Annotated in this window: 25 protein-coding genes and 1 pseudogene; 9 read left to right on the top strand and 17 right to left on the bottom strand. The window is 72.5% G+C overall.

The window, feature by feature from the left end:
- Positions 1-104: 104 nt before the first annotated feature.
- The 5 genes from ACZ6RT_RS12115 to lxmK all read right to left on the bottom strand — a co-directional run bounded on the left by ACZ6RT_RS12115 (position 105) and on the right by lxmK (position 2,863).
- The gene (locus tag ACZ6RT_RS12115; RefSeq protein WP_362692048.1) at positions 105-257 is read right to left on the bottom strand and encodes a hypothetical protein; all 153 of its coding nucleotides are present in this window, start codon (positions 255-257) and stop codon (positions 105-107) included.
- A 39-nt stretch (positions 258-296) separates the two neighbouring features.
- Entirely contained in the window at positions 297-455 is a 159-nt protein-coding gene (locus ACZ6RT_RS12120; protein WP_344941908.1) for a hypothetical protein, read from the bottom strand.
- Positions 456-534: 79 nt separating this feature from the next.
- The gene (locus ACZ6RT_RS12125; protein ID WP_344941908.1) at positions 535-693 is read right to left on the bottom strand and encodes a hypothetical protein; all 159 of its coding nucleotides are present in this window, start codon (positions 691-693) and stop codon (positions 535-537) included.
- Between the two features lie 5 nt (positions 694-698).
- The gene (locus ACZ6RT_RS12130) at positions 699-1,778 is read right to left on the bottom strand and encodes a T3SS effector HopA1 family protein (RefSeq protein ID WP_470153371.1); all 1,080 of its coding nucleotides are present in this window, start codon (positions 1,776-1,778) and stop codon (positions 699-701) included.
- Positions 1,775-2,863, bottom strand: a complete 1,089-nt coding sequence (lxmK, locus tag ACZ6RT_RS12135) for a class V lanthionine synthetase subunit LxmK (protein WP_399187753.1) — start codon at positions 2,861-2,863, stop codon at positions 1,775-1,777. The genes ACZ6RT_RS12130 and lxmK overlap by 4 nt, the downstream gene beginning before the upstream one ends.
- A gap of 404 nt (positions 2,864-3,267) precedes the next feature.
- On the opposite strand from lxmK, the gene ACZ6RT_RS12140 reads away from it, so the two are divergent.
- The 4 genes and pseudogenes from ACZ6RT_RS12140 to ACZ6RT_RS12155 all read left to right on the top strand — a co-directional run bounded on the left by ACZ6RT_RS12140 (position 3,268) and on the right by ACZ6RT_RS12155 (position 6,783).
- A complete protein-coding gene (locus tag ACZ6RT_RS12140; protein WP_470153373.1) occupies positions 3,268-4,290 on the top strand; it encodes a radical SAM protein in 1,023 nt (340 codons plus the stop codon).
- On the top strand, positions 4,287-6,035 hold the full coding sequence (locus ACZ6RT_RS12145) for an ABC transporter ATP-binding protein (protein WP_470153374.1): 1,749 nt from the start codon (positions 4,287-4,289) through the stop codon (positions 6,033-6,035). The genes ACZ6RT_RS12140 and ACZ6RT_RS12145 overlap by 4 nt, the downstream gene beginning before the upstream one ends.
- 104 nt (positions 6,036-6,139) lie before the next feature.
- Positions 6,140-6,319: pseudogene (locus tag ACZ6RT_RS12150) on the top strand (transposase); the annotation flags it as partial.
- A 143-nt stretch (positions 6,320-6,462) separates the two neighbouring features.
- Entirely contained in the window at positions 6,463-6,783 is a 321-nt protein-coding gene (locus tag ACZ6RT_RS12155; protein ID WP_470153610.1) for a hypothetical protein, read from the top strand.
- 19 nt (positions 6,784-6,802) lie between these two features.
- Here ACZ6RT_RS12155 and ACZ6RT_RS12160 read toward each other — a convergent pair whose 3' ends face one another.
- From ACZ6RT_RS12160 to ACZ6RT_RS12180, 5 genes are all read right to left on the bottom strand, one after another.
- A complete protein-coding gene (locus tag ACZ6RT_RS12160; RefSeq protein ID WP_399187745.1) occupies positions 6,803-8,116 on the bottom strand; it encodes a polysaccharide lyase family 1 protein in 1,314 nt (437 codons plus the stop codon).
- Between the two features lie 120 nt (positions 8,117-8,236).
- The gene (locus tag ACZ6RT_RS12165) at positions 8,237-9,556 is read right to left on the bottom strand and encodes an ABC transporter substrate-binding protein (protein ID WP_399187743.1); all 1,320 of its coding nucleotides are present in this window, start codon (positions 9,554-9,556) and stop codon (positions 8,237-8,239) included.
- 91 nt (positions 9,557-9,647) lie between these two features.
- Complete coding sequence (locus tag ACZ6RT_RS12170; RefSeq protein WP_470153377.1) at positions 9,648-11,684, bottom strand: DUF6807 family protein; 2,037 nt, start codon at positions 11,682-11,684, stop codon at positions 9,648-9,650.
- A 126-nt stretch (positions 11,685-11,810) separates the two neighbouring features.
- The gene (locus ACZ6RT_RS12175; protein ID WP_399187739.1) at positions 11,811-12,692 is read right to left on the bottom strand and encodes a carbohydrate ABC transporter permease; all 882 of its coding nucleotides are present in this window, start codon (positions 12,690-12,692) and stop codon (positions 11,811-11,813) included.
- The gene (locus tag ACZ6RT_RS12180; RefSeq protein WP_470153379.1) at positions 12,689-13,603 is read right to left on the bottom strand and encodes a carbohydrate ABC transporter permease; all 915 of its coding nucleotides are present in this window, start codon (positions 13,601-13,603) and stop codon (positions 12,689-12,691) included. The genes ACZ6RT_RS12175 and ACZ6RT_RS12180 overlap by 4 nt, the downstream gene beginning before the upstream one ends.
- A 260-nt stretch (positions 13,604-13,863) precedes the next feature.
- Here ACZ6RT_RS12180 and ACZ6RT_RS12185 point away from each other — a divergent pair, with 260 nt between their 5' ends.
- Together ACZ6RT_RS12185 and ACZ6RT_RS12190 are read left to right on the top strand one after the other, a co-directional pair.
- Complete coding sequence (locus tag ACZ6RT_RS12185) at positions 13,864-14,835, top strand: LacI family DNA-binding transcriptional regulator (protein WP_399187735.1); 972 nt, start codon at positions 13,864-13,866, stop codon at positions 14,833-14,835.
- Positions 14,832-15,809, top strand: coding sequence for an aldose epimerase family protein (locus tag ACZ6RT_RS12190; RefSeq protein ID WP_470153381.1), 978 nt, complete (start codon positions 14,832-14,834; stop codon positions 15,807-15,809). Before ACZ6RT_RS12185 ends, ACZ6RT_RS12190 begins: the two co-directional genes overlap by 4 nt.
- A 71-nt stretch (positions 15,810-15,880) precedes the next feature.
- Here ACZ6RT_RS12190 and ACZ6RT_RS12195 read toward each other — a convergent pair whose 3' ends face one another.
- Positions 15,881-16,525: a LysE family translocator gene (locus ACZ6RT_RS12195; RefSeq protein WP_399187732.1), complete on the bottom strand. Its 645-nt coding sequence runs from the start codon at positions 16,523-16,525 to the stop codon at positions 15,881-15,883.
- Positions 16,526-16,708: 183 nt separating this feature from the next.
- Positions 16,709-17,599, bottom strand: a complete 891-nt coding sequence (locus ACZ6RT_RS12200; protein ID WP_470153383.1) for a LysR family transcriptional regulator — start codon at positions 17,597-17,599, stop codon at positions 16,709-16,711.
- Between the two features lie 74 nt (positions 17,600-17,673).
- Here ACZ6RT_RS12200 and ACZ6RT_RS12205 point away from each other — a divergent pair, with 74 nt between their 5' ends.
- Complete coding sequence (locus ACZ6RT_RS12205; protein WP_399187728.1) at positions 17,674-18,198, top strand: cysteine dioxygenase; 525 nt, start codon at positions 17,674-17,676, stop codon at positions 18,196-18,198.
- A gap of 167 nt (positions 18,199-18,365) precedes the next feature.
- On the opposite strand, the gene ACZ6RT_RS12210 is transcribed toward ACZ6RT_RS12205, so the two are convergent.
- A complete protein-coding gene (locus ACZ6RT_RS12210; RefSeq protein WP_470153385.1) occupies positions 18,366-19,712 on the bottom strand; it encodes a M20/M25/M40 family metallo-hydrolase in 1,347 nt (448 codons plus the stop codon).
- 279 nt (positions 19,713-19,991) lie between these two features.
- Here ACZ6RT_RS12210 and ACZ6RT_RS12215 point away from each other — a divergent pair, with 279 nt between their 5' ends.
- Positions 19,992-21,386: an aspartate aminotransferase family protein gene (locus ACZ6RT_RS12215; protein WP_399187724.1), complete on the top strand. Its 1,395-nt coding sequence runs from the start codon at positions 19,992-19,994 to the stop codon at positions 21,384-21,386.
- 91 nt (positions 21,387-21,477) lie between these two features.
- Complete coding sequence (gene ald / locus ACZ6RT_RS12220) at positions 21,478-22,593, top strand: alanine dehydrogenase (protein WP_399187723.1); 1,116 nt, start codon at positions 21,478-21,480, stop codon at positions 22,591-22,593.
- Between the two features lie 82 nt (positions 22,594-22,675).
- Here ald and ACZ6RT_RS12225 read toward each other — a convergent pair whose 3' ends face one another.
- The 4 genes from ACZ6RT_RS12225 to ACZ6RT_RS12240 all read right to left on the bottom strand — a co-directional run bounded on the left by ACZ6RT_RS12225 (position 22,676) and on the right by ACZ6RT_RS12240 (position 26,551).
- Positions 22,676-24,088: a tetratricopeptide repeat protein gene (locus tag ACZ6RT_RS12225; protein ID WP_470153388.1), complete on the bottom strand. Its 1,413-nt coding sequence runs from the start codon at positions 24,086-24,088 to the stop codon at positions 22,676-22,678.
- Between the two features lie 223 nt (positions 24,089-24,311).
- Positions 24,312-24,602: an SHOCT domain-containing protein gene (locus ACZ6RT_RS12230; protein ID WP_399187719.1), complete on the bottom strand. Its 291-nt coding sequence runs from the start codon at positions 24,600-24,602 to the stop codon at positions 24,312-24,314.
- 126 nt (positions 24,603-24,728) lie between these two features.
- Positions 24,729-25,376: a response regulator transcription factor gene (locus ACZ6RT_RS12235; RefSeq protein WP_470153390.1), complete on the bottom strand. Its 648-nt coding sequence runs from the start codon at positions 25,374-25,376 to the stop codon at positions 24,729-24,731.
- Complete coding sequence (locus ACZ6RT_RS12240) at positions 25,373-26,551, bottom strand: sensor histidine kinase (RefSeq protein WP_470153392.1); 1,179 nt, start codon at positions 26,549-26,551, stop codon at positions 25,373-25,375. The genes ACZ6RT_RS12235 and ACZ6RT_RS12240 overlap by 4 nt, the downstream gene beginning before the upstream one ends.
- Positions 26,552-26,675 lie beyond the last annotated feature (124 nt).

Genomic DNA, 26,675 nt, shown 5'->3' on the forward strand with positions numbered 1-26,675 from the left:
CCCCCCCCCCCCCCCCCCCCCCCCCCCCCCCCCCCCCCCCCCCCCCCCCCCCCCCCCCCCCCCCCCCCCCCCCCCCCCCCCCCCCCCCCCCCACGTCAATCACGTCAGCAGCCGCCCTCGATGGTCAGCGTGCAGATGCTGTAGATCCAGTCGGTCGTCGTCGGGAGGGCCTCAAGGGTGTCGACCCCCGGGACCGCCGCGACCTCGGCGAGCGAGGTGTAGGCGTCGGCGCCCTCCATCAGAATCTCCGCGGACATGTGTTCACCCCCTTTGCGGCTCAGGCTCGAAGCGCCGGTTCAGCAGCCGGACTGGATGGTGTAGGCGATGCTGCACAGCGGGCTGGTGAGCCAGCTGTTGGGCGGGAAGGCCTCGAGGTTGTCGCCGCCGGGGACCGTCGCGACCTCGGCGAGCGAGGTGTAGGCGTCGGCGCCCTCCATCAGGATTTCAGTGGACATGGTGTTCTCCTTGTTGCTCTCAGGTGAATGTGGGGTCGTGGCGTGGCCGCACGTGTCGCGAGGCCGCCACGCGGTTTCGTCAGCAGCCGGACTGGATGGTGTAGGCGATGCTGCACAGCGGGCTGGTGAGCCAGCTGTTGGGCGGGAAGGCCTCGAGGTTGTCGCCGCCGGGGACCGTCGCGACCTCGGCGAGCGAGGTGTAGGCGTCGGCGCCCTCCATCAGGATCTCGGTGGACATGGTGTTCACCTCCTTTCCTGGATCTCGCGGGTTCCGGACCCGGGTTCGGGTCCGGTGGTCTCGAAGGGGAGCGGTGGCGAGGCGAGGTTGCGGTGCACCGCGCCGGGCATCGCCCCGGCGGCCCGCAGCGCCTCGGTCACCGCCTGCTCCCGGTCGCCGCCCTGCCCGGCGCAGGCCACCAGCCCGGCGGCGACGGCCTGGGAGCGGTGCTCGCCGAAGCTCAGCCCGCGCATCCCCGGCCGGAGGTCGTGCGGCTCCCAGGCCCAGCCGACGCCGCGGCCGAGCGCGGCGACATAGAGGGACAGGTCCTCGCGCAGCCCGCCGGCGGCGGCCGCGGCCGCGGCGACGTCCGGGGCGGCGTGCCAGGAGCGCCGCCCCAGATAGACGACGACGCTGTCGCGGCGGGGGTAGTGGTCTCGGGCCGAGAGCACCTTGGCCCGGTAGGGCAGCCGCAGTTCCTCCAGCCGCGCCAGCATCGCCCCCCACAGCCCGGGGGCCGCGTCGGGCGTCCGGGCTCCGGCGTACACCCGCACGCAGGCGCCCTCCTGCATGCCGTGGCCCTGCGATCCGTTGACGAGCAGGAAGCCGGGCGACAGTGCCGGCAACACCGCCGGCAGGGTGACCCAGCGCGACAGCCCCCCGCCGGCCTCGCCGCCGGTCCCGGTCCCGGTCCCGGTGCCGGTGCCGGTCCCGGTCCCGGTCCCGGTCCGGGTCCGGCCGGGGGTCTCGCCGCCGGTCTCGGTGCGAGCCTCGGCGCCGATCCGGTCCTGCGGGATCAGCACGCGCACGCCGTTCAGCCGGACCACCGCCGGCGAGCCGGGCTCCACCGTGGCCAGGACGCGAGTGCTGTCGTGCGGGACCATCGCGCGAAGCTCCTGCTCGAAGCCGGGGTCGTGCGGTGGCCTGCGCGGCTGCTCCCTGTGCGGGTCGCGGCCGGTGTGGAAGGCCTCGTACAGCGCGTCGGCGAGCACCTTGCGCAGGGCCTTGGGACCGCCGGCGGTGATCTCCCGGCCGTCCACGGTGGCCGAGGTCAGGTCCGCGCCGACGCGTACCCGCTCCAGTGCCCGCATCAGTGCCCGCGTCATCGTTCGTCTCCAAGGCCCAGGATGGTGGGGAAGGCTGCGGGGTCGAGCAGGAGCCTGCGCCCGACGCCGGCCGCGGCGCGCTCCAGGGGTGACAGCCGCCCGCGCCGGTGGCCGGCCACGATGAGCCGGTCGATCAGGTGCCAGCCGGCGAAACCCGCCGCCCTGGCCGCCAGCTCGCGATCCGAGCGCGCCGCGGGCCTGGCCTGCAGGTAGCCCGACCAGAAGGACTCGACGCAGGGCCGCAGGGCCTCGAAGCGGCGGGTGCCGTTGGCGACGACCTCGCGCTCGTTCGGGGTGTCGTCGCCGCCGGCCATGCCGAGCACGCCCCGGTAAAGCCATTCGCCGGCGAAGGCGCCCACGTCGCGCGCGGCGTCGGCCGCCCTGGCCTCCTCCCAGTCGGTCAGGTAGAGGGTGTCGTCGTGGTGCAGGAACTGGTCGAGCCGGATGTCGCAGTGCACCGGGACACGGGGGGCGCTGCGCTCCCACCGCGCCAGGTCGCCGATCGCCTCGACGATCGCGGGGTCGTTGTGCAGGATCGCCCACGCCTCCAGCTCGGCGCCGCTCGCGGCCGCGTAGACGCTCAGCGGGAGAGCCGACAGGCGGCCGAGCGGCGGGACCGGCGGCGGAGAGGTGTCCTGGGCCACCACCGGCGGCGCCTGAAGGGTGTGGAGCGTTCCGATCTGCAGACCGGCCGAGCGGGCCAGCTCCCAGGTGAAGTCATCGTCGGAGGCGAGGTCGGCTCCACTGCGGGCGTCCTGCAGCAGGGTGAAGGCCACCAGGCCGGATTCGGCGTCGCCGCCCAGGAATCGGGGCGCGTTGATCACCTGGTGTCCGTCGAGCAGCGCGCTCATCGCCCTGGTCCGCTCCACCCTGAGCCGGACCAGGTCCGCCTCGCCGAGGGTCTTCTTGACGAAGACCGGGACGCCGGCGTCGGTCACCCCCGCCCAGCTGTCGTTGCGGCCGAAGAACGCGGTGATCGCGTCCTGCCGCAGCGCTCCCAGGCCGAGCTCGGTGAGGAAGCGGGTGACCTCGGGCACCTGCTCCAGCGGTACCGGCTCCAGCGTCAGCCGCTCACGCACCGCCATCGCCGGCTCCCGGGACAAGGGCCGCGTGCGCGGCCGGTACGCGTTCGTCGTGCATGGTTGCGTCTCCCCGTCGTCGGAACGGACGTCCGCGATCCCCGGGCCGGACACGACGTCCGGACGTGACGTCGGACCGTGTCCGGCTGACCGCGGTTCAGAGCATGCAAGGCGCTACTTGCGCCGCACTTGGAAGCGACTGCAGGTGCGGGTGGCGAGGACGGCGCCCGCCGTCACAGCGAGCGTCGCCACCATTGTCTGCGCAGGTCACAGTGTTTCCAGGTGGTTCGTGGCAGGCGGGAGCGAGTGCCCTGCGCGCCCGAGGACACGCTGCAGCCGCTTCCAAGTGCGGCACAAGCGGCGCCGCGCATGCTGGCGCCCACCGACCGTCAGGCGTTGAAGGGAATGCCATGAGCAGCCTCAAAGGGCCCGGTACCGTCACCTGGGACGTCACCTATGCCTGCCCCCTGCGATGCACGCACTGCTACTCCGAATCGGGCAGGCGGCCCTCTCGCCAGCTGGGCCACGACGAGATGCTCCGGGTCGCCGACGCGATCGTCGCCCTGGGCCCGGAGTCGGTGGAGTTCGCCGGCGGCGAACCGTTGCTGGTGCGGGGGATCTTCGACGTCGCCGAGCGCATCAGGCAGGCCGGCATCGCCGTCAACCTCTACACCGGCGGCTGGACCTTCACCCCGCGGGCGGCCCGGGACGCCGTCCGGGTCTTCTCCCGGATCACCGTGAGCGTCGACGGGGCCAGCGCCGAGGTCCACGACGGGATCCGCGGGCGGGCCGGCTCGTTCGAGCGGGCGATGCGGGCGCTGGCCATCCTCGACGAGGTCGCCCCGCACCACGAGGTCAGGTTCGGCATCGACTGCGTGGTCACCCGCGGCAACCTCCACCAGATGGAGGAGTTCTGCACCGCCGTCGCCCCCCGCTTCGCGAACATGGCGTTCCTCATCTTCGGCGCCGTGCTGCCGTCCGGGCTGGCCAGCAGGCCCGGCTTCGAGGGCGAGCTGCTCACCGAACAGGAACTGAGCACGCTGGCGAGCCCTGAGCGCGTCACGCACCTGCAATCCCTGGCGCCGCCCTCGGTGCAGGTGATGACGACCGACAACTTCCTGCTGCAGATGAACCCCGACATGATCGCGCGCTACGGCTTCCCGATGATGCAGGTGGAGCCCGACGGGCAGGTCCGGGCGATGCCCATCTACGAAGGGACCGTGGGAAGCCTGCTGGCCGACGATCCCCTCACCCTGTGGCAGCGCTCGATCGAACGCTGGCGCGACCCCTTCGTGGTGGAGACCCTGTCCTCGATCCGCTCGATGCGCGACTGGGCCGAGGCGACCCGGCGCCTGGACCACCACTTCGGATCCGAGGAGGTCCGCCGCCGCATAGCCCTTCGCCCGGCCTACCTCGCTCCCGCCCCGGCATGAGCCGCGCGCACGGTTCCTGGCGGTCGCTGCTGGACCACCTGCGGCCCCACCGCGGCCTGCTGGCGCTCGGCGGGGCGCTCACCCTGGCCGGCTCGCTGGCCGGGCTGGCGATGCCGCTGCTGGCCAAGACGGCGGTCGAGGCGTTCGGCGCGCAGCGCTCACCGGCCGGGCCGCTGCTGGGCCTGACCGTGGTCGTGCTCGCGGCAGGCGCGCTCGCCGGCGCGCTGGGCAGGTACGTGCTGGAGCGGATGGGGGAGGGCATCGTCTACCGCGCCCGGCGCGACCTGGTGGACCGGATGCTGCGGCTGCCCGTCTGCGAGGTGGACCGGCTCAAGCCCGGCGACCTGCTGTCTCGCGTCACCTCCGACACCACCTTGCTGCGCGCGGTGTTCACCGACGGGATCGTCGAGTCGGTCACCGCGGTGTTCATGCTGGTGGGCGCGGTGGTGATGATGGCGCTCATGGACGGGCCGCTGCTGCTGGTCACCGTGGGCGTGCTCGTCCTGGTCGGCGGGCTGGTGGGCCTGGTCATGCCGCGGATCCGGCGGGCCTCGGTCCAGGCGCAGGAGTCGGTGGGGGAGATGGGCGCGGCGCTGGACCGGGTGCTGCAGGCCTTCCGTACGGTCAAGGCCGCCGGCGCCGAGCAGCAGGAGATCGACGCGGTGGCCGGCGCGGCCCGCCGGGCCCGCGACCGCGGTGTCGCCGTCGCCTGGTGGACCTCCGTCGCGGGCACCGCCTCCTGGGGCGCCGCCCAGCTCACCTTCGTGGCGGTGCTCGGCGTCGGCGGGGCCCGGGTCGCCTCCGGGGCCCTGCAGGTGTCGTCGCTGGTGGCCTTCCTGCTCTACCTGTTCTACCTGGTCGCGCCGATCGCCCAGCTGCTGCAGGGGGTCACCCGGGTGCAGGGCGGCCTGGCGGCGCTCAGCCGGATCCGGGAGATCGAGGACCTCCCGGCGGAGGAGACCTCGCCGCCGGGCCCGGTCGGCACGGACCGGTTGCAGGCGCCGGTCGGCGTGCGGTTCGAGAACGTGGCCTTCGGCTACGGCGGCGGCCGCCCGCCGGCGCACCACGAGGTGTCCTTCGCCGTCCCGGCAGGTGGCGTGACGGCGCTGGTCGGCCCCTCGGGGGCGGGCAAGTCCACGGTCTTCGCCCTGCTGGAGCGGTTCTACGAACGCCAGGGCGGCGAGATCAGCGTCGACGGGCGCGACATCCGGCAGTGGCGGCCGGCCGAGCTGCGCGCCGCCCTCGGCTACGTGGAGCAGGACGCGCCGGTGCTGGACGGCACGCTCCGGCAGAACCTGGTCCTGGCGGCGCCGCACGCCTCGGACGAGGCCATCGGGCGGGTGCTCCGGCTGACACGGCTGGAGGAGCTGGTCGCCCGCCTCCCCGCGGGGCTGGACAGCGAGGTGGGTCATCGCGGCGTCATGCTCTCCGGAGGCGAGCGCCAGCGGGTGGCCATCGCGCGGGCGCTGCTGCGCCGCCCCCGCCTGCTCCTGCTGGACGAGGCCACCTCCCAGCTCGACGCGGTCAACGAGCTGCTGTTGCGGGAGGTGATCGCCGAGGTGTCCTCGGAGACCACCGTGCTGGTGATCGCCCACCGGCTGTCCACGGTGACCGGTGCCGACCAGATCGTGGTGATGGAGGGCGGCCGGGTCAGGGCCATCGGTACCCACGCCGACCTGCTCGGCACCGACGACCTGTACCGCGAGCTCGCCGCCACCCAGTTCCTCGCCGCCCGGCCCGCCTAGGAGAGCTGTTCGGCGTCCGGACCTGGATAGGCCCGGTGACGGGCTGGCTGTGGCTGGTAGAACTCGGACGTGGCGCGTTTTGATGTGAAGGGTGCCGAGGGGCGTTGATCGAGCCGTATCTGTCGGTGGCGGTCATCGGGCCGCTTCCTCGGCGGGTGCGTGATCGGTTCGACGGGATCTTGTGGCGGTTTCGTACGGGATCTGGCCGGCGTGATGTGCCGGAGCGGTGTGGGTCTTGGTCCACGTTCTATTCCCGGTTCGGTGGCTGGGCCAAGGCCGGGGTGTTTCAGGGGTTGGTGGACGCGCTGCTCGTCGAGGCCGCTTTGCGTGGGCAGGTCGGGCTGGAGGTGGTCAGTGTGGACTCCACGATCGTGCGGGCGCGTCAGGAGCCGGCCGGGCCGGCCGGCCTCGGACCCGCCCTGCCGCGGTGGTCGCGGTGGCCGCGGACGAGGCCTGCTCCTCCAAGGCCAACCGCTCCTACCCGCGCCGCCGCAAGATCACCGTGGTCATCCCGGAGAAGAGTGATCAGCGGGCCGATCGGAAGAAGAGAGGTTCAGCGGGCGGGCGGCCCGCCGGCTTCGATGCGCAGCGCTACCGGCGGCGCAACACCGTCGAACGCTGTTTCCAGAAGCTCAGGACCTGGCGCGGTCTGGCCACCCGCTACGGCAAAGCCCCGGAAAGCTACGAGGCCGGGCTCTACCTCCGAGGCTCGGTCATGTGGCTGAAGCTCCTCACCTCAACCACATGATCCGAACTCCGGACAACTCCTAGCGGAGCTCGCCCGCGCCCGCGTGGCGGGAGACCGAGCGGCGCACCGACTCGGCCGGGTCGATCCCGGTGTGCAGGACCGGCGTCCAGCCCGCGTCCGCGCCCAGGTCGGGGTCGTTGACCGCGTTGTGGACCGCGACGAGGTCGATCGGGACGACCCGGCCCCCGACGCGGAGCACGTCGCCGCGGGAGGTCATGGCGGTGCCGCCCCAGTTGCGGACGATCGAGGCCGGGTCCACTGCGCGGCCCAGGCGGAAGAAGTTGTTCTCGGAGAAGATCTGCGACTGCACGCCCACGCCCAGGGCGTAGGAGAAGGTCTCGGCGTCGGGGATCTCGTAGTAGTTGTTGTAGACGTGCACCTGGCCGAAGCGCACGCGCGGGAGCCGCTGGAGCACGTTCTCGAAGTGGTTGTGGTGGATGGTGACGTTCAGCTTGCCCGCGTCGTTCGCCGGGTTGTTGGTCGAGCCGATCAGCATCGTCTTGTCGTGGCCGGAGAACCGGTTCCAGGACGCGGTGACGAAGTTGGAGGCGTTGGTGATGTCGAGCTGGCCGTCGTGGACCTGGTACGGCCTGCCGAAGTGGCGCGGCTGGGCGGAGTCGGGGTTGTCGCCGTCGGTGAAGGTGTTGTGGTCGACCCACACGTGCGTGGAGCCGGTCACCGTGATGTTGTCGTAGAGGGAGTTCCAGTTGCCCTCGGCGCCGTCGGTCGGGTCCCACTGCGGGAAGCAGTCGGCGGTGTCCTCGAAGGTGATGTTGCGGATGATGACGCTGTCGGCCTTGTCGACGTGCAGGTTGAGGCCGCGGATGCGGGCGTCCCTGCCCAGGCCGACGACGGTGGTGCCGGAGCGGACCTTGAGCTTGATGTCGGAGGTCTGCCGGGCGGCCGAGGCGACGCGGGCGGCCTCCAGCGGGCCCGACGGCTTGGCCGTCCTGCCCCACACCGCCGGGTCGTACGCGGCGAGGTAGCCCTCCAGCGTGTAGCCGCCGGTGACGTAGTCGGCGCAGGTGCTCTCGGGGGCGATCGTCCCCTTCACGTAGACGATCGACGGTGAGGGGGCGGCGAGCGCGGTGGCCAGCTCGGTGCGGGTGGAGACGACGTGCACGTTCGAGGCGGGCGCGGCGGCGCCCCCGGTGGTGCCGGTGCCCTCGGAGGCCCAGCCGTCACCCGCAGGCAGGGTCTGGCGTCCCAGGTCCGGCCGTGGGCCCTGGAACGAGGCGGAGCCGGAGGACGGGGAGACGGCGGTGGCGGAGGCGGCCGGGGCGGCCAGGACCGCCAGGGAGAGCAGGGCGGTGAGCGCGACGGCTCGTTTCATGGTGGTTCCTTCACGGGTCAGGCGGAAGGAGGCTCCGTACGGTCCCCGAGAGCCTTCCGGGTGGTGGGAGGCGGGCGCGCCCCGGTCAGGAGAGACGCACCCACCTCCGGTCTGTGGGGCTCAGCCGCCGTTGCGCTGTCTGTACGACGTCTGCGCCTCGGTCAGCTTGGCCGCGAACGCGTCCAGGAAGTCCTTGGCGGGCAGGGAGCCCTGAAGGACCTTCTGGAACTCGGGCTCCATGTCGGTCTTGGTGATCGCGTTGAACTCCGGCAGGTGGTAGGGCATCTGCACGACCTTCGTCGCCGGGTCGTTGAGGACCTTGAGCGCGGTGGAGACGTGCTGCAGCCCGGCGACCCAGGGCTCGTCGGCGACGTCGGTGTTGGCCGGGAGCACACCGGTCTTCTCCGACCAGTAACTGTTCATCTCCTTGGAGGCGACGAACTCGGCGAACCGGTACGCCGCGTCCTTGTTCCCGCCGGAGGCGAACACGCCGATGCCCGAGACCGGGTTGGACAGGATCGAGCGGGCGCCGGACGAGGACGCGGGCACGGCCATCGCGGCCACCTTGCCCGCGCCGAGCGTCTTGGCGTGGTCCTGGTACGAGCCCAGGTTGTGCTGCATGATCCCGATGTTGCCTCCGTCGAACTGGGCGACCATCTTCGTGTAGTCGTTGCCGATGTCGGCCTCGGGCGTGACCTTCTTGTACAGCCCGGCCAGCCGGGTGAGGGCCTCCACGTTCCTCGGGTCGTTGACGGTCGACCTGCCGGAGGCGTCGAAGATCTCGGTGATGCCGGACTGCCCGTACACGACCTCCAGCATCTGCGCGATCGAGCCGGCGCCGCCGCGGAGGGTGAAGCCGTAGCGGTTCCGCGCGGTGTCGGTGAGCCTCTCGGTGGCGGTGAAGAAGTCGTCCCAGGTCCTGGGCGGCCGGAGGCCGGCCTCCTTGAACCAGTCGGTCCGGTACCAGAAGACGCCCATGTTGGTGGACAGGGGGACCATGTAGGTCCTGCCGTCCGGCACGGTGTTCTTGACCGTGGACAGCACCTGCTCGTTCAGCCTGCCGTTCAGCGCGCCGCCCGAGAGCCGGTCGTCCAGCGGTTCCAGCGCCTTCTGCGCGACCAGGCCGGCGAGCATCGCGGTGGACATGCCTCCCACGTCGGGCAGGCCGCCGCCGGCGATGGCGGTGTCGTACTTCTGCTGGGCCTGGGCGATCGGGATGCCGACGTACCTGACCTGGATTCCGGGGTTGACCTTGTTGAACTCGGCGATGATGTGCCGCCACACCGGGGTGCGCGCGGGGCCGCCGTTGTCGTCCCAGAAGGTCAGCGTGGTCTTCCCGCCTTCGGAGGCCGACGGCTCGTCCGAACCGCAGGCGGCCAGGCCGGTGCCCATGGTCACGGTCACGACCAGGACCGCCAGGCGCTTCGCGCGTGAGATCATTGCCCTCCACCTCTCTCTTTCGTCTCCCCCGACGTGGTGTGACCGTACGGGTACGCGGCCCTCGGCGGGAGACCCCGCCGCGCCCGGCCCGTCACCACGCGACCTCCTCGGCGAGCGCCGCGGCCTCGCGCGGGCTCAGCCGCCCGTCCGCGACGACGGTGACCACCCGCCGCCGGAGGACGTTCTCGACCACCAGGGGGGTGTCCCAGGCGAGCGCCGCGCCCACCCCCGGGTACTCCTCCACCCGGACGAACCAGGGATCGTCCCGCTGCACGAACACCAGGGTCCACTTCCGCGCCGTCATGGCCAGCCAGGGCGCCGTCGAGCCGTGCACGGCCGGCTCGCCCTCGGCGTCCGCGGTGAAGACCCGGCGGTCTGCGGAGGACGCGGGGGCCCGCCAGAAGAACCCGCCGTACCCGGCGCCCGCGCGGCCCTTGGTGGCCGAGCTCCGGATCACCAGCGGCTCGCCGGTGAGGTTCGTCAGCGTGAACGACACCTCCAGCGCCCAGCAGCCGATGAGCTCCACCGCCCGCACGCTCCGCGCCTCGCGGGCCGTCTCGGTGCCGTCCGGGCCCTCCCAGGCCAGTGCCTGCCCGAACCCCGACGCGTCCGACCAGGTGAACTCCAGGTGCCGCTGCACGCCGTGGTCGCCGAGCCAGGACGGACCGGCGTCGCGGACGTAGGTGCGGCCTCCCCAGAAGTTGCCCCCGCCCAGGTCGGAGATGGCGACGCACACGCCCAGGTGGTGCGGGTGGTCGGCGGGCGCGACCTCGGTGACGGTCGTGCCGGCCAGCGTCCGCACCGGGTGCAGGTACGGCCGGGGGGAGGACGTCCGCGGCATGTCGGGCGCCACGACGTACTCGGCGACCTTGCGGCCGTGCGCCACCAGCACCGGCCGCGCCGGCTCAGGCCGGACCGCCCCCGGCCCCGGCGGGACCGCTCCCGCCTCCGGCCGCGCCGCTCCCTCGGAGACGCCCGGCGAGGGGCTCGCGGAAGGGCCCGGCGCGACGCCCGCCGGGTCGCCGGTCCCGGTCTCGGCTCCGGGGAAGGGCCTGCTCCAGGGCACCCGCAGCTCCGAGTAGAGCGCCAGCCGTTCCGCGCTCGCCGCCGTCACCTCGGCGATCCTGGGCAGCACCCGGCGCTCGGTGCCCACCTCCTGGAACACGTCCGGGATGGCCCGGGGCGGGGGCGCCAGCCGTACCGCCTCCAGGACGCGCATGAAACCCGCGGTCCTCTCCAGCGGCACCAGCAGCTCCGCGCCGTCGCGCAGGTGCGCGACGAGGTTCTCCAGCAGGTCGGTCCTGGGGTGCACGACCGAGGTCCCGTCGAACTCGATCCGGTCCTCGGTGTAGGTCAGCCTGATCCGTCCCCGCTCGCCGTGCACGATCAGGTACGGCTCGTGCCGCCGGTCCGCGCAGAGCGAGACCGCGACCGTCACCGTGGTCCGGTCGTCCATCCGCAGCCGCACGCACGAGGTGTCGTCCGCCTCGATCGCGTTGGCCCGGTAGAGCTCGACCTCGACGTCCCGCACCTCGGCCCCGGAGACGGCCAGCGCGGTCGCGGTCGCGTGCGCGAGCGGGTTGGTGAGGGCGCCGTCCACGACCGGTACGCCGTCCACCTCACGCCTGCCGGCCCAGGAGACCCGGCCGTAGTAGGAGTAGGGCCGTTCCCACGCGCCCGCCGCGCCGATCCCGGTGACCCGGCCGATCGCCCCCTCGGCGATCATCCTCCGCACCGCGGGGACGGCCTCCGATCCCAGGCTCTGGAAACCGACCTGGCAGGCGAGCCCGGTCCGGCGCGCCGTCCCCGCGATCCGCAGGTAGTCGGCGTACGTGGCGGCGGGCGGCTTCTCCAGCAGCAGGTGCGTGCCGGCGAGCAGCGCCTTCTCCGCCAGGTCCGCGTGGGTGTGGATGGGCGTGCACAGGATCGTCACCTCGGCTCCGGTACGCCCGATCAGGGCGGCCAGGTCGCCGGAGAACTCCGTCCCGTCCGGCAGGCCGTCGACCGGCCGGACGTCGCACACCCCGACCAGCTCCACCAGCCCGGCCTCGGCCAGCCTCCGCACGTTCGACAGGTGCCACCAGCCGTGCCCGTGCGCCCCGGCCAGTACCACGCGAACCGGTTCCATCACGCCGCCTCCCATCGCAGTCCGGGCCTCACGGGTTCCCCATCTCGGTGGCCGGGCCCGGGGCCGTCGCCGGGCCCGGGGACGGCTTCGCGGAGCTCGCGGAGCTCGCGGAGCTCGCGGAGGACGTCATCCCTTCACCGCCCCGGCCGACATGCCCTGCACCAGGTAGCGCTGGATCACCGCGAAGACCAGGACGACCGGCACCGCCGCGACGACGCCGCCCGCGGCCAGGGCGCCGAAGTCCACGCTGAACTCGCCCAGGGTGTACGCGAGGCCGACCGGCACCGTGAACTTCTCCTGCTCGCTGATGAACATCAGCGCGAACAGGAAGTTGTTCCAGCTGTGGATGAAGGCGAACGAGCCGACCGCGACCAGCGCCGGGCGCAGCAGCGGCAGCACGACCGCGAAGAAGCCGCGGAGCCGGCCGCATCCGTCCACCCAGGCGGCCTGCTCCAGCTCCACCGGGATGTTCCTGATGAAGCCGCCGAGCAGAATGAGCGAGAGCGGCAGCTGGAAGACCGTCTCGGCGATCACCAGGCTCCACAGCGAGTTGACCAGGCCGAGGGTACGGAAGATCTCGAAGAGCGGGATCAGCATCATCGCGCCGGGGATGAACTGGGTGCAGAGCATCCCGATCATGAACGGTGTCCGGCCGCGGAACTCGTACCTGGCCAGGGCGTAGCCGCCGGCCAGGGCGACCACGGTGGTCATCACCAGCGAGGCGACACCGACCATCAAGCTGTTCCTGAAGAAGAGCGCGAAGCTCAGGTCGTTCCAGACCGTCGCGAAGTTGTCGAACGTGATCGGCCAGGGCAGCAGCGAGGTCGACCCGCGGGGCCGGAACGCGAAGACCAGCATCCAGTAGAAGGGCACCAGCGTGAACAGCAGGTACAGCCCGAGGGGGACCCAGATCTCCCACCGGCGGGCCCGTCCCCGGTCCTGCCGTCCGGGCCGCGGCGCGGTCGCGGGCGGGGCCAGCCGCGGCCGTTCGGCCGTCTGGAGGGTCATGGCTTCGCTCCGAACCTGCTCAGCCGCAGGTAGGCGATCGAGAAGAAGGTCAGGATCAGGAAGGCGACGGTCGTCAGCGCCGAGCCGTATCCGAAGTCGTGGGACTGCACGGCCTTGGCGGCCACGTACAGCGGCAGCGTGGTGGTGGCGTGCGCCGGGCCGCCGCCGGTCAGCGTGTAGAGCAGGTCGACGTTGTTGAACTCCCACACGCAGCGCAGCAGCGTGGACAGGATGATCGCGTCCTTGAGGTGGGGGAGCGTGATGTGCACGAAGCGCCGCAGCCGCGCGGCCCCGTCCACCGAGGCCGCCTCGTAGAGCTCTTTGGAGATCGTTTGCAGGTCGGCCAGCAGCAGGATCGCGAAGAACGGCACCCCGCGCCAGAGCTCGGCGAGCACCGCCGCCCAGAAGACCGTGTCGGGGTCGGCCAGCGGCGCGGCCCCGTACCGCATCAGCCCCAGGTCGGCGAGGTAGCGGGACAGCCCGGTCGTCGGGTTGTAGAGCAGGATCCAGATGCCGGTCGTCAGCACCCCGGAGACCGCCCAGGGGGAGAAGACCGTCGCGCGGGCCAGCCCGCGGCCGACGAAGGTCTCGTTCACGATCAACGCCAGGGCCAGGCCGAGGACCAGTTGCAGGGCGACCTCGACGCCGACCCATTTGAGGCTGAAGCCCAGGCTCTGCCAGAACAGGGGGTCCTCGAACAGCAGCGTGCGGAAGTTCTCCAGTCCGGCGAAGCCGTTGTCCCAGGGCCTGGTGACGTTGTAGTGCTGGAGGCTGTAGTAGAGGACGCCGGCCATCGGGTAGACGAGAAAACCCAGCATGGCGATCACCGCGGGTGCGATCAGCACGTAGGGGGTCCTGGCGGCACGACCGGGACGGCGGCGCGTCCGGGGACTCGTCGGGGTGATTGCCATGACCGGCAACCTCCTTCCGAGTCGGCGTCAGGAACTGCAACCGGTTGCATGAAACATTGCGGACATCTCCCGGCAACGTCAAGGGCCCAATTTGGTAAACGCCCGCTTATCTGCCCATTTTTCGATATTTGCAACTTTCAGCGGTCCGGATAGGATGCCGGAACCTTCCGGGAATCGTCGGATTCGGTCGTTGACAGCGGTACAACCGCTTGCACTAATGTTCTCCAGGACCCGCAGGAGGGTCGCGACGGAGGAGTACGGTGGCAGCGACGATCAGGGACGTGGCGCGGGCGTCGGGAGTGCACGTCTCGACCGTGTCCCGCACGTTCTCGGCGCCGCACCTGGTCAACAGCGAGACCCGTAACCGCGTGCTGGCCGTCGCCGAGGACCTCGGCTACCGGCCCAACCGCGCCGCGCGCGCCCTGACCACCGGCAGGACCCACAACATCGGCCTCATCGTCGCCGACATCTCCAACCCCTTCTTCCCCCCGCTGATCAAGGCCGCCCAGGCGCACGCCAGGGCCCGCGACTACCACGTGTTCGTGGCCGACACCGACGAGGACCCGCTGGTCGAGGAGGAGCTGATCCACACCCTCGCCAAGCAGGTGGACGGGGTGCTGCTGTGCAGTCCCCGGCTCTCCAACCGGGTGATAGAACGCCTGCACGCCGACGTGCCGTTCGTGGTGGTCAACCGCCGGGTGAAGGGCATGCCGACGATACTGATGGACATCGGCCAGGGCGCCCGGCTCGCGATCGAGCACCTGGCCGGGCTCGGCCACCGCAGGATCGCGCTGCTGTCCGGCCCCTCCGGCTCGTGGACCAGCGGCGAGATGTGCGCCGCCGCGGCCGCCGCCGAGGGGGTCGAGGTGGTGATCATGGGCCCGAACGCGCCCACCGAGCGGGGCGGTCTCGCCGCCGCGGCCGAGGTGATCGGCTCGGGGGTCACGGGCGTGCTCGCCTACAACGACCTGGTCGCCATCGGGCTCATCGAGGGACTGTACGAGCGGGGCGTCCGCGTCCCCGGCGAGATCAGCGTGGTCGGCGTCGACGACATCGTGTCCGGCCGGCTGAACCGCCCCAAACTGACCACCGTGGCCATGCCCACGGCCGCCGCCGGGCGGATGGCCGTCGATCTGCTGCTGCACTCCTTCGGCGACGGAGCCACGCCCACCCTGGCGACCCTGGAGACCAGCCTGGTCGTCCGCGAATCCACCGGAGAGGCGCAGAAATGAACGTCGGAACCACCCCGTCGGGCGAGCCGGTCGAGCGGCACGTGCTGTCGAAGGGGCGGATGCACGCCTCGATCCTCAGCTACGGGGCGATCCTGCAGACCCTGGAGGTCTCCGGGACGAACGTGGTCCTCGGCTACCCCGACCTCGCCGACTACTTCACGCGCAGCCGCTACTTCGGCGCCGTGGTCGGCCGGTACGGCAACCGCATCGCCGGCGGGCGCTTCACCCTCGACGGCCGGACCTACGAGCTGCCGGTCAACAACGGCCCCAACAGCCTGCACGGCGGGACGGACGGCTTCGACCGGCGCGTCTGGCAGGTCGTCGACGCCTCGGACACCGCGATGACCCTGCGCCACGTCAGCCCCGACGGCGAGCAGGGCTACCCCGGCACGCTCGACGCCTCGGTCACCTACACGCTGGACGAGGACGCGATCCGGCTGGACTACCGGGCGGTCACCGACGCGCCGACCGTGCTGAACCTCACCAACCACTCCTACTTCAACCTCGCCGGTGGCGGTGACGTGCTGGGGCACGTGGTCCGGATGGACGCCGACCACTACCTGCCGGTGGACGACACGCTCATCCCGACCGGGGAGCTCGCCCCGGTCGCGGGCACCCCGTTCGACTTCACCGCGCCGCACCGGATCGGCGAGCGGATCGACGATCCGGCACTGGGCAACGGCTACGACCACTGCTACGTGCTGCGGAGCGGCGACGGCGGTGCCGGCGGCGCCGTCATCGAGGTGAGCGAGCCGACCGGCGGGCTGGTCATGACGGTCACCACCACCGAGCCCGGCGTGCAGTTCTACACCGGCAACATGCTGGACGGCGTCGCCACCGCCTACGACAGGTACGCGGGACTGTGCCTGGAGACCCAGCACTTCCCGGACTCGCCCAACCGGCCGGACTTCCCCTCGGTGGTGCTGCGCCCGGGGGAGGAGTACACCTCCTCCACCACCTACCGGTTCTCCTGACTCTCCCGGGCGGACGGGCGTTCCGGCCGTCAGGTCCCTCCGGCACCGAGGGCCCTCCGGCGGGGGCACCGTCAGGCCTTGGCGGCCGCACTCTCGCCGCTGAGGGCCGCGACGGCGCCCATGCCCAGGTAGACGACGCCGCTGGTGACGTCGAGGCGGCGGCGGGCGCGGGCCGAACGGCGCAGGCGGCCGGCCATGGCCGAGGCGAGCAGGGCGTAGGCGCCGTCGCTGACCAGGCCGAGCAGGGTCCAGACCAGGCCGAGCAGCACGATCTGCGGGGCGATCGGCCCGGCGGCCGGATCGGTGAACTGCGGCAGGAAGGCCAGGAAGAAGATCGCGGTCTTCGGGTTGAGCACGTTGACCACGAAGCCCTCCCAGAACAGCCGGGACCTGCCGGCGACCGGGGCCTCGACGGTCTCGTCCGCGTCCGGCCGCGCGGTCAGCCTGCGCACGCCCAGCCAGATCAGGTAGGCCGCGCCCAGGTACTTGACGATCATGAATCCGGTCGCCGAGGTGGCGAGCAGGGCGCTGATGCCGAACGCGGCGGCGGCCACGTGGACCAGCGAGCCGAGGTGGATGCCCAGCACCGACACCAGACCGGCCGAGCGGCCCTGCGCGACGCTGCGGGTCACGATGTAGACGACCGCGGGCCCCGGGACGAGCAGCAGGGTGAGGGTGGCGGCGACGAAGAGCGCGAGGGCTGTCGGATCCGGCATACCCGGATCGTAGGGTCGTCCTCTCTCCCGGCGCCTCACATTTTCCGCCCGGTCCCGGCTCCGGCCCCGGTCCCGGCTCCGGCCCCGGCTCCGATCCGGCCCCGGCTCCGATCCGGTCCCGGTCCCGGTCCTGGCCCGGATCCCGCCCGGATCCCGGCCGGAAGGCCCGGGACGGGCGGGTCGCTAGGGGCGCGTCACCGAGGTCAGCGCGGTCAGCAGGGCCGTGGTGGCCGGGGGATCGGGGGGCTCGCCGTAGGTGGCCGCGTAGACGTGGCGGGTCGAGCCGGGCAGCTCGATCGCGGTGACGTCCGGGTTCCGGTGGGCCCGCAGGGCCAGACCGGGCAGGGCGGTCACCCCCACCCCGGCGGCGACCAGGGCCTGGACGGCGACGCCGTCGTCGGTCGTGAAGGCGATCTCCGGTTCGAAGCCCGCCCTGTCGCACAGCTCCAGCAGGTGCGTACGGCACCGGTCGCACCCCCCGATCCAGCGGGAGTCCCGGTAGGAGGCGAGACCGCCGTCGGCCCCGGGGACCGCGGCGCTCGCGGCCTCCGGGATGACCAGGTAGCTGGGGTCGTCCAGCAGGTGGAGCAGGCGGATCCCGTCGGCCTCGGGGGCGGTGCCGTCGTAGCGGAAGATCACGGCCACGTCCACGTAGCCCGCCCGAAGCATGCGCAGCGCGTCCGGGGGCTCGGTCTCGGTCAGCCGGAGCTCCAGGCCCGGGTGCTCCCCGGCGAGGGCGGCGGCGGCCCTCGGCACGAACGTCCCCAGCGCCGAGGGGAAGGCGGCCAGCCTGACCCGTCCGGCGCGCAGGCCCACGTGGGCCGAGAGCTCGGCGGACGCGGAGTCGAGCCGGCCGATGATCTCGACGGCGCGCTCGGCCAGCAGGCGGCCCGCCTCGGTCAGCCTGATGCCCCGCCCGGCCCGCTGGATCAGCTTGGCGCCGGTCTCGGCCTCCAGCTTGGCCAGGTGGTGGCTGACCGAGGGCTGCGAGTAGTGCAGTTCCCTGGCCGCTGCGGTCACCGACCCGTGCCGGGACACGGCCGCGAGAACACGGAGACGCACGATATCCAGCATGTATTAACTTTATCGATGAATCAGGGGATAAATGCGCATTAGACGTTATGGGTCGTCCGGAGCATCCTGGATCCATGACGACGTTGACGCTCACCCGCCCGGGCCTGGCCGAGTTGGTCGAGGGAGTCCGGGAGCTCACCGCCTCCTCCGCCGGACCCCGGGCCACCGCCTTCGCCGTGGCCGGTCTGCTGCGTGAACGGCTCCCGTCCCCGGAGATCCTCACCGAGACCGAGCGCCTCGGCGACCCCGACCACTACGCCGCGCACACCCTGCACACCGAGGAGACCTTCTCGGTCGTGGCCGTGGTCTGGCGGCCCGGCCAGAAGACGGTGATCCACGACCACATCGCCTGGTGCGTGTTCGGGGTCCTGCAGGGGGTCGAGTACGAGACCCTCTACCGCGACCACGGTGACCACCTGACCGAGATCGGCCGCACGGCCAACCTGACCGGGGAGGTCAGCGGCTTCGCCCCTCCCGGGGACATCCACCGGGTGCACAACACGGGCGACGAGACCGCGATCTCGCTGCACATCTACGGCGCCGACCTGAGCGCCGCCCCCACCAGCGTCCGCCGGACCTACGACCTGCCCGTCCGCTGAGAAGAGACCTGTCCCTCCGCCGGGGGGCCACCCCGTCCCCGCGTGGGGCCGCCCGTCCTCTCTGAGGAGCGGTCGAGAGGCCCCCCGCGAAGGGCCGTCCACCGAAGGGTCGTTCCACCGGGGGCGCGCTCGAAGCGACGCCCCCGGCGGACGGGGCCGGACGGCCGTCAGGCGGTCGCGGAGCCGTACTCGTGCAGGAAGAGCGCCTCGGCGGTGGCGGTGCGGCGGAACTCCTCGATGTCGACCCGCTCGTTCGGGGCGTGGATCGCCGCGTCGTCGTCCTCGGCGCCGAAGAGCAGGACCGTGGCGGCCGGGAACTGCCGGACGAGGGTGGAGACGAGCGGGATCGAGCCGCCGGCGCCGATGTCGCGCGGGGGACGGCCGAAGGCACGTTCCATCGCCCGGTTCAGCGCGGAGCGGGCGGCGCCACCGGTGTCGGCGAGGTAGCCCGAGCCCATGTTGTACTCGCCGACCTCGACCTGGACGCCCCAGGGGGCGACCTGCCGCAGGAAGTCGACCACGGCCTCGACGGTCGTCTTGGGGTCGCCCGCGGGGGGCACCCGCACGGTCACCCTGGCCCTGGCGACGGCCTGGACCGCGTTGATGGCGCCGGAGACCGACGGCACGTCCAGGCCGGTGACCGTGATGGCGTACGAGGCCCACAGCCGGTCGGCCAGCGATCCCGAGCCGACCAGCGAGACGCCGTCCAGCACGCCCGCGGTGGCCCGGAACTCCTCCTCCGACGGGCCGGCGCCGAGGAAGCTGCCGCGCGGCAGGCCCGGCACCCGGATGTCGCCGTGGTCGTCGTGCAGGGCGGCCAGCATCCGGATCAGCGCGGCCAGGGCGTCCGGGGCGGCGCCGCCGAACGAGCCGCTGTGCAGTGACTCCCGCAGGGTGCGCACCTCGATCGTGAAGGCGCCCATGCCGCGCAGCGAGGTCGTCACCGACGGGTCGCCCACCCTGGGGTTGCCGGTGTCGGCGACCACGATCGCGTCGGCGCGGAACAGCTCGGGGTTCTGCTCGACGAAGGACTCCAGCCGCTCGCCCGCGTACTCCTCCTGGCCCTCGACGACGACCCTGACGCCGACCGGGAAGCGGCCCTGGAAGGCGCGGAGCGCCGCGACGTGCGAGAGGACCCCGGACTTGTCGTCGGCCGCGCCGCGGCCGTAGATCGCGCCGTCGATCTCGGTCGGCTCGAAGGGCGAGGTGCGCCAGAGAGCGGGGTCGCCGGCGGGCTGCACGTCGTAGTGCGCGTACAGCAGCACGGTCGGCGCGCCGGGCGGGGCCGGGGCCTCGGCGTAGACGGCCGGGAAGCTGCCCTCGACGGGGATCTGCCGGACGTGCGGCAGGCCGGTGCTGCGCAGCAGCTCCTCGGTCAGCGCGGCGGCCGCGTGGACCGGCTCCTCCGGGTGACCGGGGAAGGCGACCGAAGGGATGGCGACGAGCCGCTTGAGGTCCGCGATCGCCTGAGGCATGCCGGCGGTGACGGCGTTCTCGATCTCGTCAGGAGTCACGACGTTCCCTCGAATCTCTATATCTGGTGCGTCCCATTGCACCACAACGGCCGGGACGGCCGTGTCCGCGCACGATTCCAGCACACCTTGGTTCCGCACGGTGGAACCGGGGTCGGACGGATCCGGCGTGCCCCGCCGCACCATCGCGGATTTCGTCGTTGTTACATGACGGTTTTGCGGATTCCGGGGTTCTTGCACTCCAATGCCACGCTTTCACTTGGCAAGAACCTTTCTGGAGTGCAGACTGTGGGGAGCCCGGCTCAACGAGGAAAGATCGCCATGACGCACCCTGAGAACACCGACGTGGCCTCGCTCATGAAGGCCGCACAGGACAACCTGTGGATGCACTTCACCCGGCACGGCGCGTACGAGGGCGCCGAGGTGCCGATGATCGTCCGGGGTGAGGGCTCCTCCATCTACGACGTGCGCGGCAAGCGCTACCTCGACGGGCTCGCCGGCCTCTTCGTGGTCCAGGCCGGGCACGGCCGCAGCGAGCTGGCCGAGGCCGCCGCCAAGCAGGCCCAGGAGCTGGCGTTCTTCCCGCTGTGGTCCTACGCCCACCCCAAGGCCGTCGAGCTGGCGCAGCGCCTGGCCGCGGAGACCCCCGGCGACCTCAACCGGGTCTTCTTCACCACCGGCGGCGGCGAGGCCGTCGAGAGTGCCTGGAAGCTCGCCAAGCAGTACTTCAAGCTGACCGGCAGGCCGCTCAAGCACAAGGTCATCAGCCGCCAGGTGGCCTACCACGGCACCCCGCAGGGCGCCCTGTCGATCACCGGCATCCCGGCCTTCAAGCAGATGTTCGAGCCGCTGGTCCCGGGGTCGGTCCGGGTGCCCAACACCAACCACTACCGGGCCGACGAGATCACCGGCGTGCCCGGCATGACGCCCGAGCAGTACGGCTTCTGGGCCGCCGAGCGCGTCGCCCGCGCCATCGAGATGGAGGGCCCCGACACCGTGGCCGCCGTCTTCGTCGAGCCGGTGCAGAACGCCGGCGGCTGCTTCCCGCCGCCGCCCGGCTACTTCAAGCGGCTGAGGGAGATCTGCGACGAGTACGACGTGCTGCTCGTCTCGGACGAGGTCATCTGCGCCTTCGGCCGGCTCGGCACCATGTTCGGCGGGCAGAAGTTCGACTACGTCCCCGACATCATCACCTGCGCCAAGGGCATGACCAGCGGCTACTCGCCGATCGGCGCCATGATCGTCTCGGACCGGCTGTTCGAGCCGTTCAAGAGCGGCAGCGAGATGTTCGCCCACGGCTACACCTTCGGCGGGCACCCGGTCTCCTCGGCCGTCGCGCTGGCCAACCTCGACCTGTTCGAGCGCGAGGACCTGCTCGGCCACGTCACCCGCAACGAGCCGGTCTTCCGTTCCACCCTGGAGCGCCTGCTCGACCTGCCGATCGTCGGCGACGTGCGCGGCTCGGGCTACTTCTGGGGCGTGGAGCTGGTCAAGGACAAGGCCACCAGGGAGACCTTCACCGCCGAGGAGTCCGAGCGCCTCATCCGGGGCTTCCTGTCCGGCGCCCTCTACGAGGCGGGGCTGTACTGCCGCGCCGACGACCGCGGCGACCCGGTCGTCCAGCTCGCGCCGCCGCTCATCTGCGGCCCGGCGGAGTTCGACGAGATCGAGTCCATCCTCCGCTCGGTGCTGACGGAGGCGTGGAGCCGTCTGTGAACGCGGGGCCGGTGCCCCCGGCCGGGGCCGGCGGGTCACCGCCCGACGCCCCGGGAGTCCCACCGTACCGATGACAGGAAAGGGAAGATCAATGAAGATCGGCGTCCCCAGCGAGGTCAAGAACCACGAATACCGCGTCGCGGCCACCCCGGCAGGGGTGCACGAGCTCGTCCGCCACGGTCACGAGGTCTACGTCCAGCGTGACGCGGGCCTCGGCTCGCACCTGTCCGACGAGGAGTACCTCGGCGCCGGGGCCAAGATCCTCGACTCCGCCGACGAGGTGTGGGGTCAGGCCGAGATGATCCTCAAGGTGAAGGAGCCCATCGCGGAGGAGTACCACCGCATGCGCCCCGGCCAGGTGCTCTTCACCTACCTGCACCTCGCCGCCGGTCGCGAGTGCACCGCCGCCCTGTTGGAGCGGCAGGTCACCGCCATCGCGTACGAGACCGTCCAGGTCGGCAACACCCTGCCGCTGCTCGCGCCGATGTCGGAGGTCGCGGGCCGGCTGGCCCCGCAGGTCGGCGCGTACAACCTGATGCGCTTCAACGGCGGGCGCGGGGTGCTGCCCGGCGGCGTGCCCGGGGTGGCCCCCGCCAAGGTGGTCGTCATCGGGGCCGGCGTGTCCGGGCTCAACGCCGCCCAGATCGCGGTGGGCATGGGCGCGGACGTCACCGTCCTGGACCTCAACGTGGACCGCCTGCGCTTCATCGACGCGATCTACCAGGGCCGGATGAAGACCCTCGTCTCGACCTCGTACGCGATCGAGAGGGAGGTCCTGGAGGCCGACCTGGTCATCGGCGCGGTGCTGATCCCCGGCGCCAAGGCCCCGACGCTGGTCTCCAACGAGCTGGTCTCCCGGATGAAGAAGGGCTCGGTGCTCGTCGACATCGCGATCGACCAGGGCGGCTGCTTCGAGGACTCCCGGCCGACCACGCACGCCGAGCCGACCTACCGGGTGCACGACTCGATCTTCTACTGCGTGGCCAACATGCCCGGATCGGTGGCCCACACCTCCACCTACGCGCTGACCAACGCCACGCTGCCCTACGCGGTCAAGCTGGCCGACCTCGGCTGGAGGTCCGCGCTCCAGCGGGACGCCTCCCTCGCCCCGGGCCTCAACACCCACGCCGGGCGGCTCACCAACGAGCAGGTCGGCCTCTCCCTCGGCCTGCCGCACGTGCCGGTCTCCGAGGCCCTCGCCGCCTGACGTCCCCGCCGGGCCGTACGACCCGCTGCCGTACGGCGCAGGTCGTCCCGTCCCCGCCCGCGTGATCGGCCCCACGGCCCGGTCACGTGGGCAGGGCCGTGCGCAGCGCGCGGGCGGTGACCAGGACGTGCTCGATCTCCACCGGGGTCGGCCAGGGCGCCCCGCCGGGACGCAGCAGCGTGGCCCGTACGGACGCCAGGTGCTCGACGGCGCCCCGCGGCAGCCCGCTCCGCTCGGTCAGCCAGGTCGTGACGTCGGTGTGGTCGCGCAGCGGCCGGGTGACGAGATCCCAGGTGCCGAGCACCTCGGTCAGGTCGGAGACCCTCAGCGGGGTGCCGCCCCGGCGGGCGACGGCGGCCGCGGCCAGCTCGGCCCGGGCGACCAGCTCGGGCTCGGTGGCCCGGTCCCACAGCGGGGACGGCGGATCGCGCAGCCAGCGCTCGGCCTCGCGGGCGAAACCCGCGGCCGACAGCAGCGCGGCCAGCTCCACCGCGGCCCGGTGGTGACCGGCCTGTGCCGCCTGGCGGAACCAGTGCTGCCCGCCCTGGAGATCGCTGTGCTCGGCGATGAGGAGCAGACCGAAATTGAAGGCCGCCTCGGGATCGCCACCCGCCGCAGCCCGGCTGAACCAGTGGCTGGCCCCCTGCGCGTCGCTCATCTCCACGCACACGAACCCGGCCGTCCGCTGGTCGTCGATCCGGCCGGTGCAGGCCGCGCGCTCGAACCAGGCGCGGGCGGTGCGCAGGTCCCCCAGGGAGAGCGCGATCCCGCCGAGCTGGGACGCGGCGCCGGGATGCTCGTTCCTGGCGGCCAGCCGGAAGAACGCCTCCGCCCCCTCCGGATCCCGGTTGGCCTGCAGGAACAGCCCCAGATGGTAGGCCGCGTCGGCGTGACCGCCCCGGGCGGCCAGCTCCCACCAGCGCAGCGTCTCGTCCTCCTCCCCGGACGCGTAGGCGAGGAACCCCAGGTCGTGGGCGGAGGCGAGGTCTCCGTCCATCGCCGCCCTGCGGTGCCACTCCCCGGCGGCCTCGGCCTCCCCGCAGTCCTCGCAGAGCAGCGCGAGCCGCCGGGCGGCCCCCCGCGAGCCCGCCCTGGCCGCGGTCTCGAACCAGCGGCGGGCGGCCGGGACGTCACCGTGCTGGTCGAGCAGGAGCGTGGCCAGGTTCACCGCGGCCTCGACGTCACCGGCCTTCGCCGCCAGCTCGTACCACCTGGCGGCGTCCCCGGGGCTGCCGTGCTTCTCGTGCCAGACGCCGAGGTTGTAGGCGCTGTCGAGGTTGCCCGCGGCGGCGGCGCGCTCCCACCAGTGCCGGGCCGCCGACCGGTCGCCCCGCTGCGCGAAGTGACGGCCGAGCAGGTGGGCGGCCTGCACGTCACCGCCGTGCGCGGCGAGCAGCAGCCCGGTCTCGCCGTCGGCGTCGTTCTCGTGCGCGGGCATGCGGGGAGTGGGCACCAGCCCCGCGGTCGTCTCCGGGTCGTCGGGCCCCCATTCCATGTCACCCTCCTCGCTGACGGCACGCGGCCGACAGATCACAGGGTGACACGTAACCGATCGGTGACGGAAGGTAATCATGCACATCGGGCCCGCGCCGTTCCCGATTCCGGACCCGCGGCCGTCCGTCCGCTCCCGGAGGAGCGCCCGACCGCTCCTGGACGAGCGGACGGGCCGAGCGGACGGACGGACGGCCGCCCGGATGACCGGCCGCCCGGGATCTCGGTCAGGCGCCGCTGCGGAGCACCGACACGCGCTCCAGGTACTCGTCGCCGCTCATCTCGCCGCGGGCGTACCGCTCGGCGACGATCTGCTCGGCCGCCGCGGTCGGGCTCTGCGGGGGAGCCGCCGGGGGCGTGCGGCGCGCGGCCCACGGCCCCCGGCCCGCACGGCGGGCCCGGAACGCCAGCGTCGCCACCACGATCCAGAACACGATCCAGAAGGCCGGGAACACCGGCCACCACGGTCCGGGCCCGCCGTGCGGGACCATTGACGGGACCATCGAGAGGACGTCCATGTCCTCACCTCCTTCGACACGTCAAGCCTCCCGCCGGGGGCCTCGCCGCGAATCGCCCCGCGGTCCCGTCCCGCCCTACCGCGGGCGGTGTACGACGCGGCCCACCGGGCGCGGCCGGGGGGAGCGTCAGGCCCAGCCGGGGCGGACCAGGCCGGACTCGTAGGCGATGACGACGAGCTGGGCGCGGTCGCGGGCGTGGAGCTTCATCATGGCCCGGCTCACATGGGTCTTGGCGGTGGCGGGGCTCATGAACAGCGCGCCGGCGATCTCGTCGTTGGTCATGCCGGTGCCGACCAGGGCGAGGACCTCGCGCTCCCGCTCGGTGAGCGAGCCGAGCTCGCGGGTGCGCCGGGGCTCCTTGGCGCGGCTGGCGTACTCGGCGATCAGGCGCCGGGTCACGCCCGGGGAGAGCAGGGCGTCGCCCGCGGCCACCACCCGCACGGCCTGGATGAGCTCGGCCGGTTCGGTGTCCTTGACCAGGAAGCCGCTGGCGCCGTTGCGCAGGGCCTCGAAGACGTACTCGTCCAGCTCGAAGGTGGTCAGGATGATGATCTTCGGGCCGGGGGGCATCTCGCGGGTGGCGGTCAGCCCGTCCATGCCGGGCATCCGGATGTCCATCAGGATCACGTCGGGCCGCTGCTCGGCGGCCAGCCGGAGGGCCTGGGCACCGTCCCCGGCCTCGCCCACCACGGTCATGCCGGGCTGGGCGTCGAGCAGGGCGCGGAACCCGGCCCTGACGAGCGCCTGGTCGTCGGCGAGAACGATCTTGATCATCGGGGTGCCTCCGGGATCGGTCGTGGTGCCTCCGGGAGCGGCCGGGACGCTTCCGGGAGCGGGAGCCGGGCCTCGACGCGGAAGCCCCGGCCGTGGCGGGTGGCGGTCAGCGTCCCCCCGAGGGCCGAGGCCCGCTCCCGCATGCCCGGGATGCCGTTCCCGCCCCCCAGGCCCTCCGCGTGGGCCTCGCCGCCCTCGGTGCCCGAGTCGGTCACCCGGACGGTCAGCGTGCGCGGCCCGTAGTCGAGCACGAGCCTGACCGACGCCCCCGGGGCGTGCCGGGCGACGTTGGTCAGGGCCTCCTGCGCGATGCGGTACCCGGCCCGGTCGACCTCGGCGGGCAGCGGCCTGACCTCGCCGGTGACCTCCCGCTCCACCGGCAGCCCGGTGCGGCCGACGAGGTCGTCGAGCAGGCCGAGCCCGGCGGTGGGGGAGCGCGGGGCGTCGTCGCGGAGCACGCTGAGCACCGAGCGCATCTCGGTCAGCACGTCCTTGGACGCCTGCTTGATCGTGGTGAGCGCGGTCCGGGCCTGTTCGGGATGCTCGTCGATGAGGTGCAGGGCGGTGGAGGCCTGCACGTGGATGAGGGAGATGTTGTGCGCGAGCACGTCGTGCAGCTCCTGGGCCATGGTCAGCCGCTCCTCGCTGGCCTGCCGCCGCGACTCCTCCTCCTCGGTCCTGGCGCGCTCGGCCCGCCGCTCCCTGCGGGTCCGGGAGAACTCCGCGACCACCAGCACCAGGCCCATCAGCGCGGCCACCGTGAGGAGGTGGAACCAGTCGCGGGTGGGGACCGGGGCGAACCAGACCGTGTAGACCACGACGAAGCCGTAGGCCGCGGCCCAGACCGGCCAGGCCACCCGCCGGTGACCGGCGGCCACGGCGTGGTGGAAGGCGATCACCGGGCTGAGGAAGACCGGGCCGTAGGAGTAGCCCAGGGCCATGAAGAGCGCGGTCGAGTCCACCGCGACGAGCATGCCGAACACCGGGTGACGATGGCGTACCACGAGGGCGAGGGGGCCGGTCAGCAGTAGCGCGCAGCCCAGCGGGTCGAGCGGGGTGCGGAGCAGCCCCGGGTCGTGGATCTGCCAGCGCTGCGCGGCGAGCGTGCCCACGCCCTGGAAGAACCCCGCGACGAGGGGCAGCAGCAGGTCCGCCGGACGGGGTTTGGCGTGCACGCTCAGCACTGTACGGACGTTCCCCCGCGGCCGCGTCCACCCGGTGGGGCAGAAGGTGGTACTTCGTCCGGGGTAGGGAAGGGGGCTGACAAGGCTCGGAGACTGGGCCAAGCTGTCTGCGGGA

The organism is Streptosporangium sp. NPDC050148, from assembly GCF_055586505.1.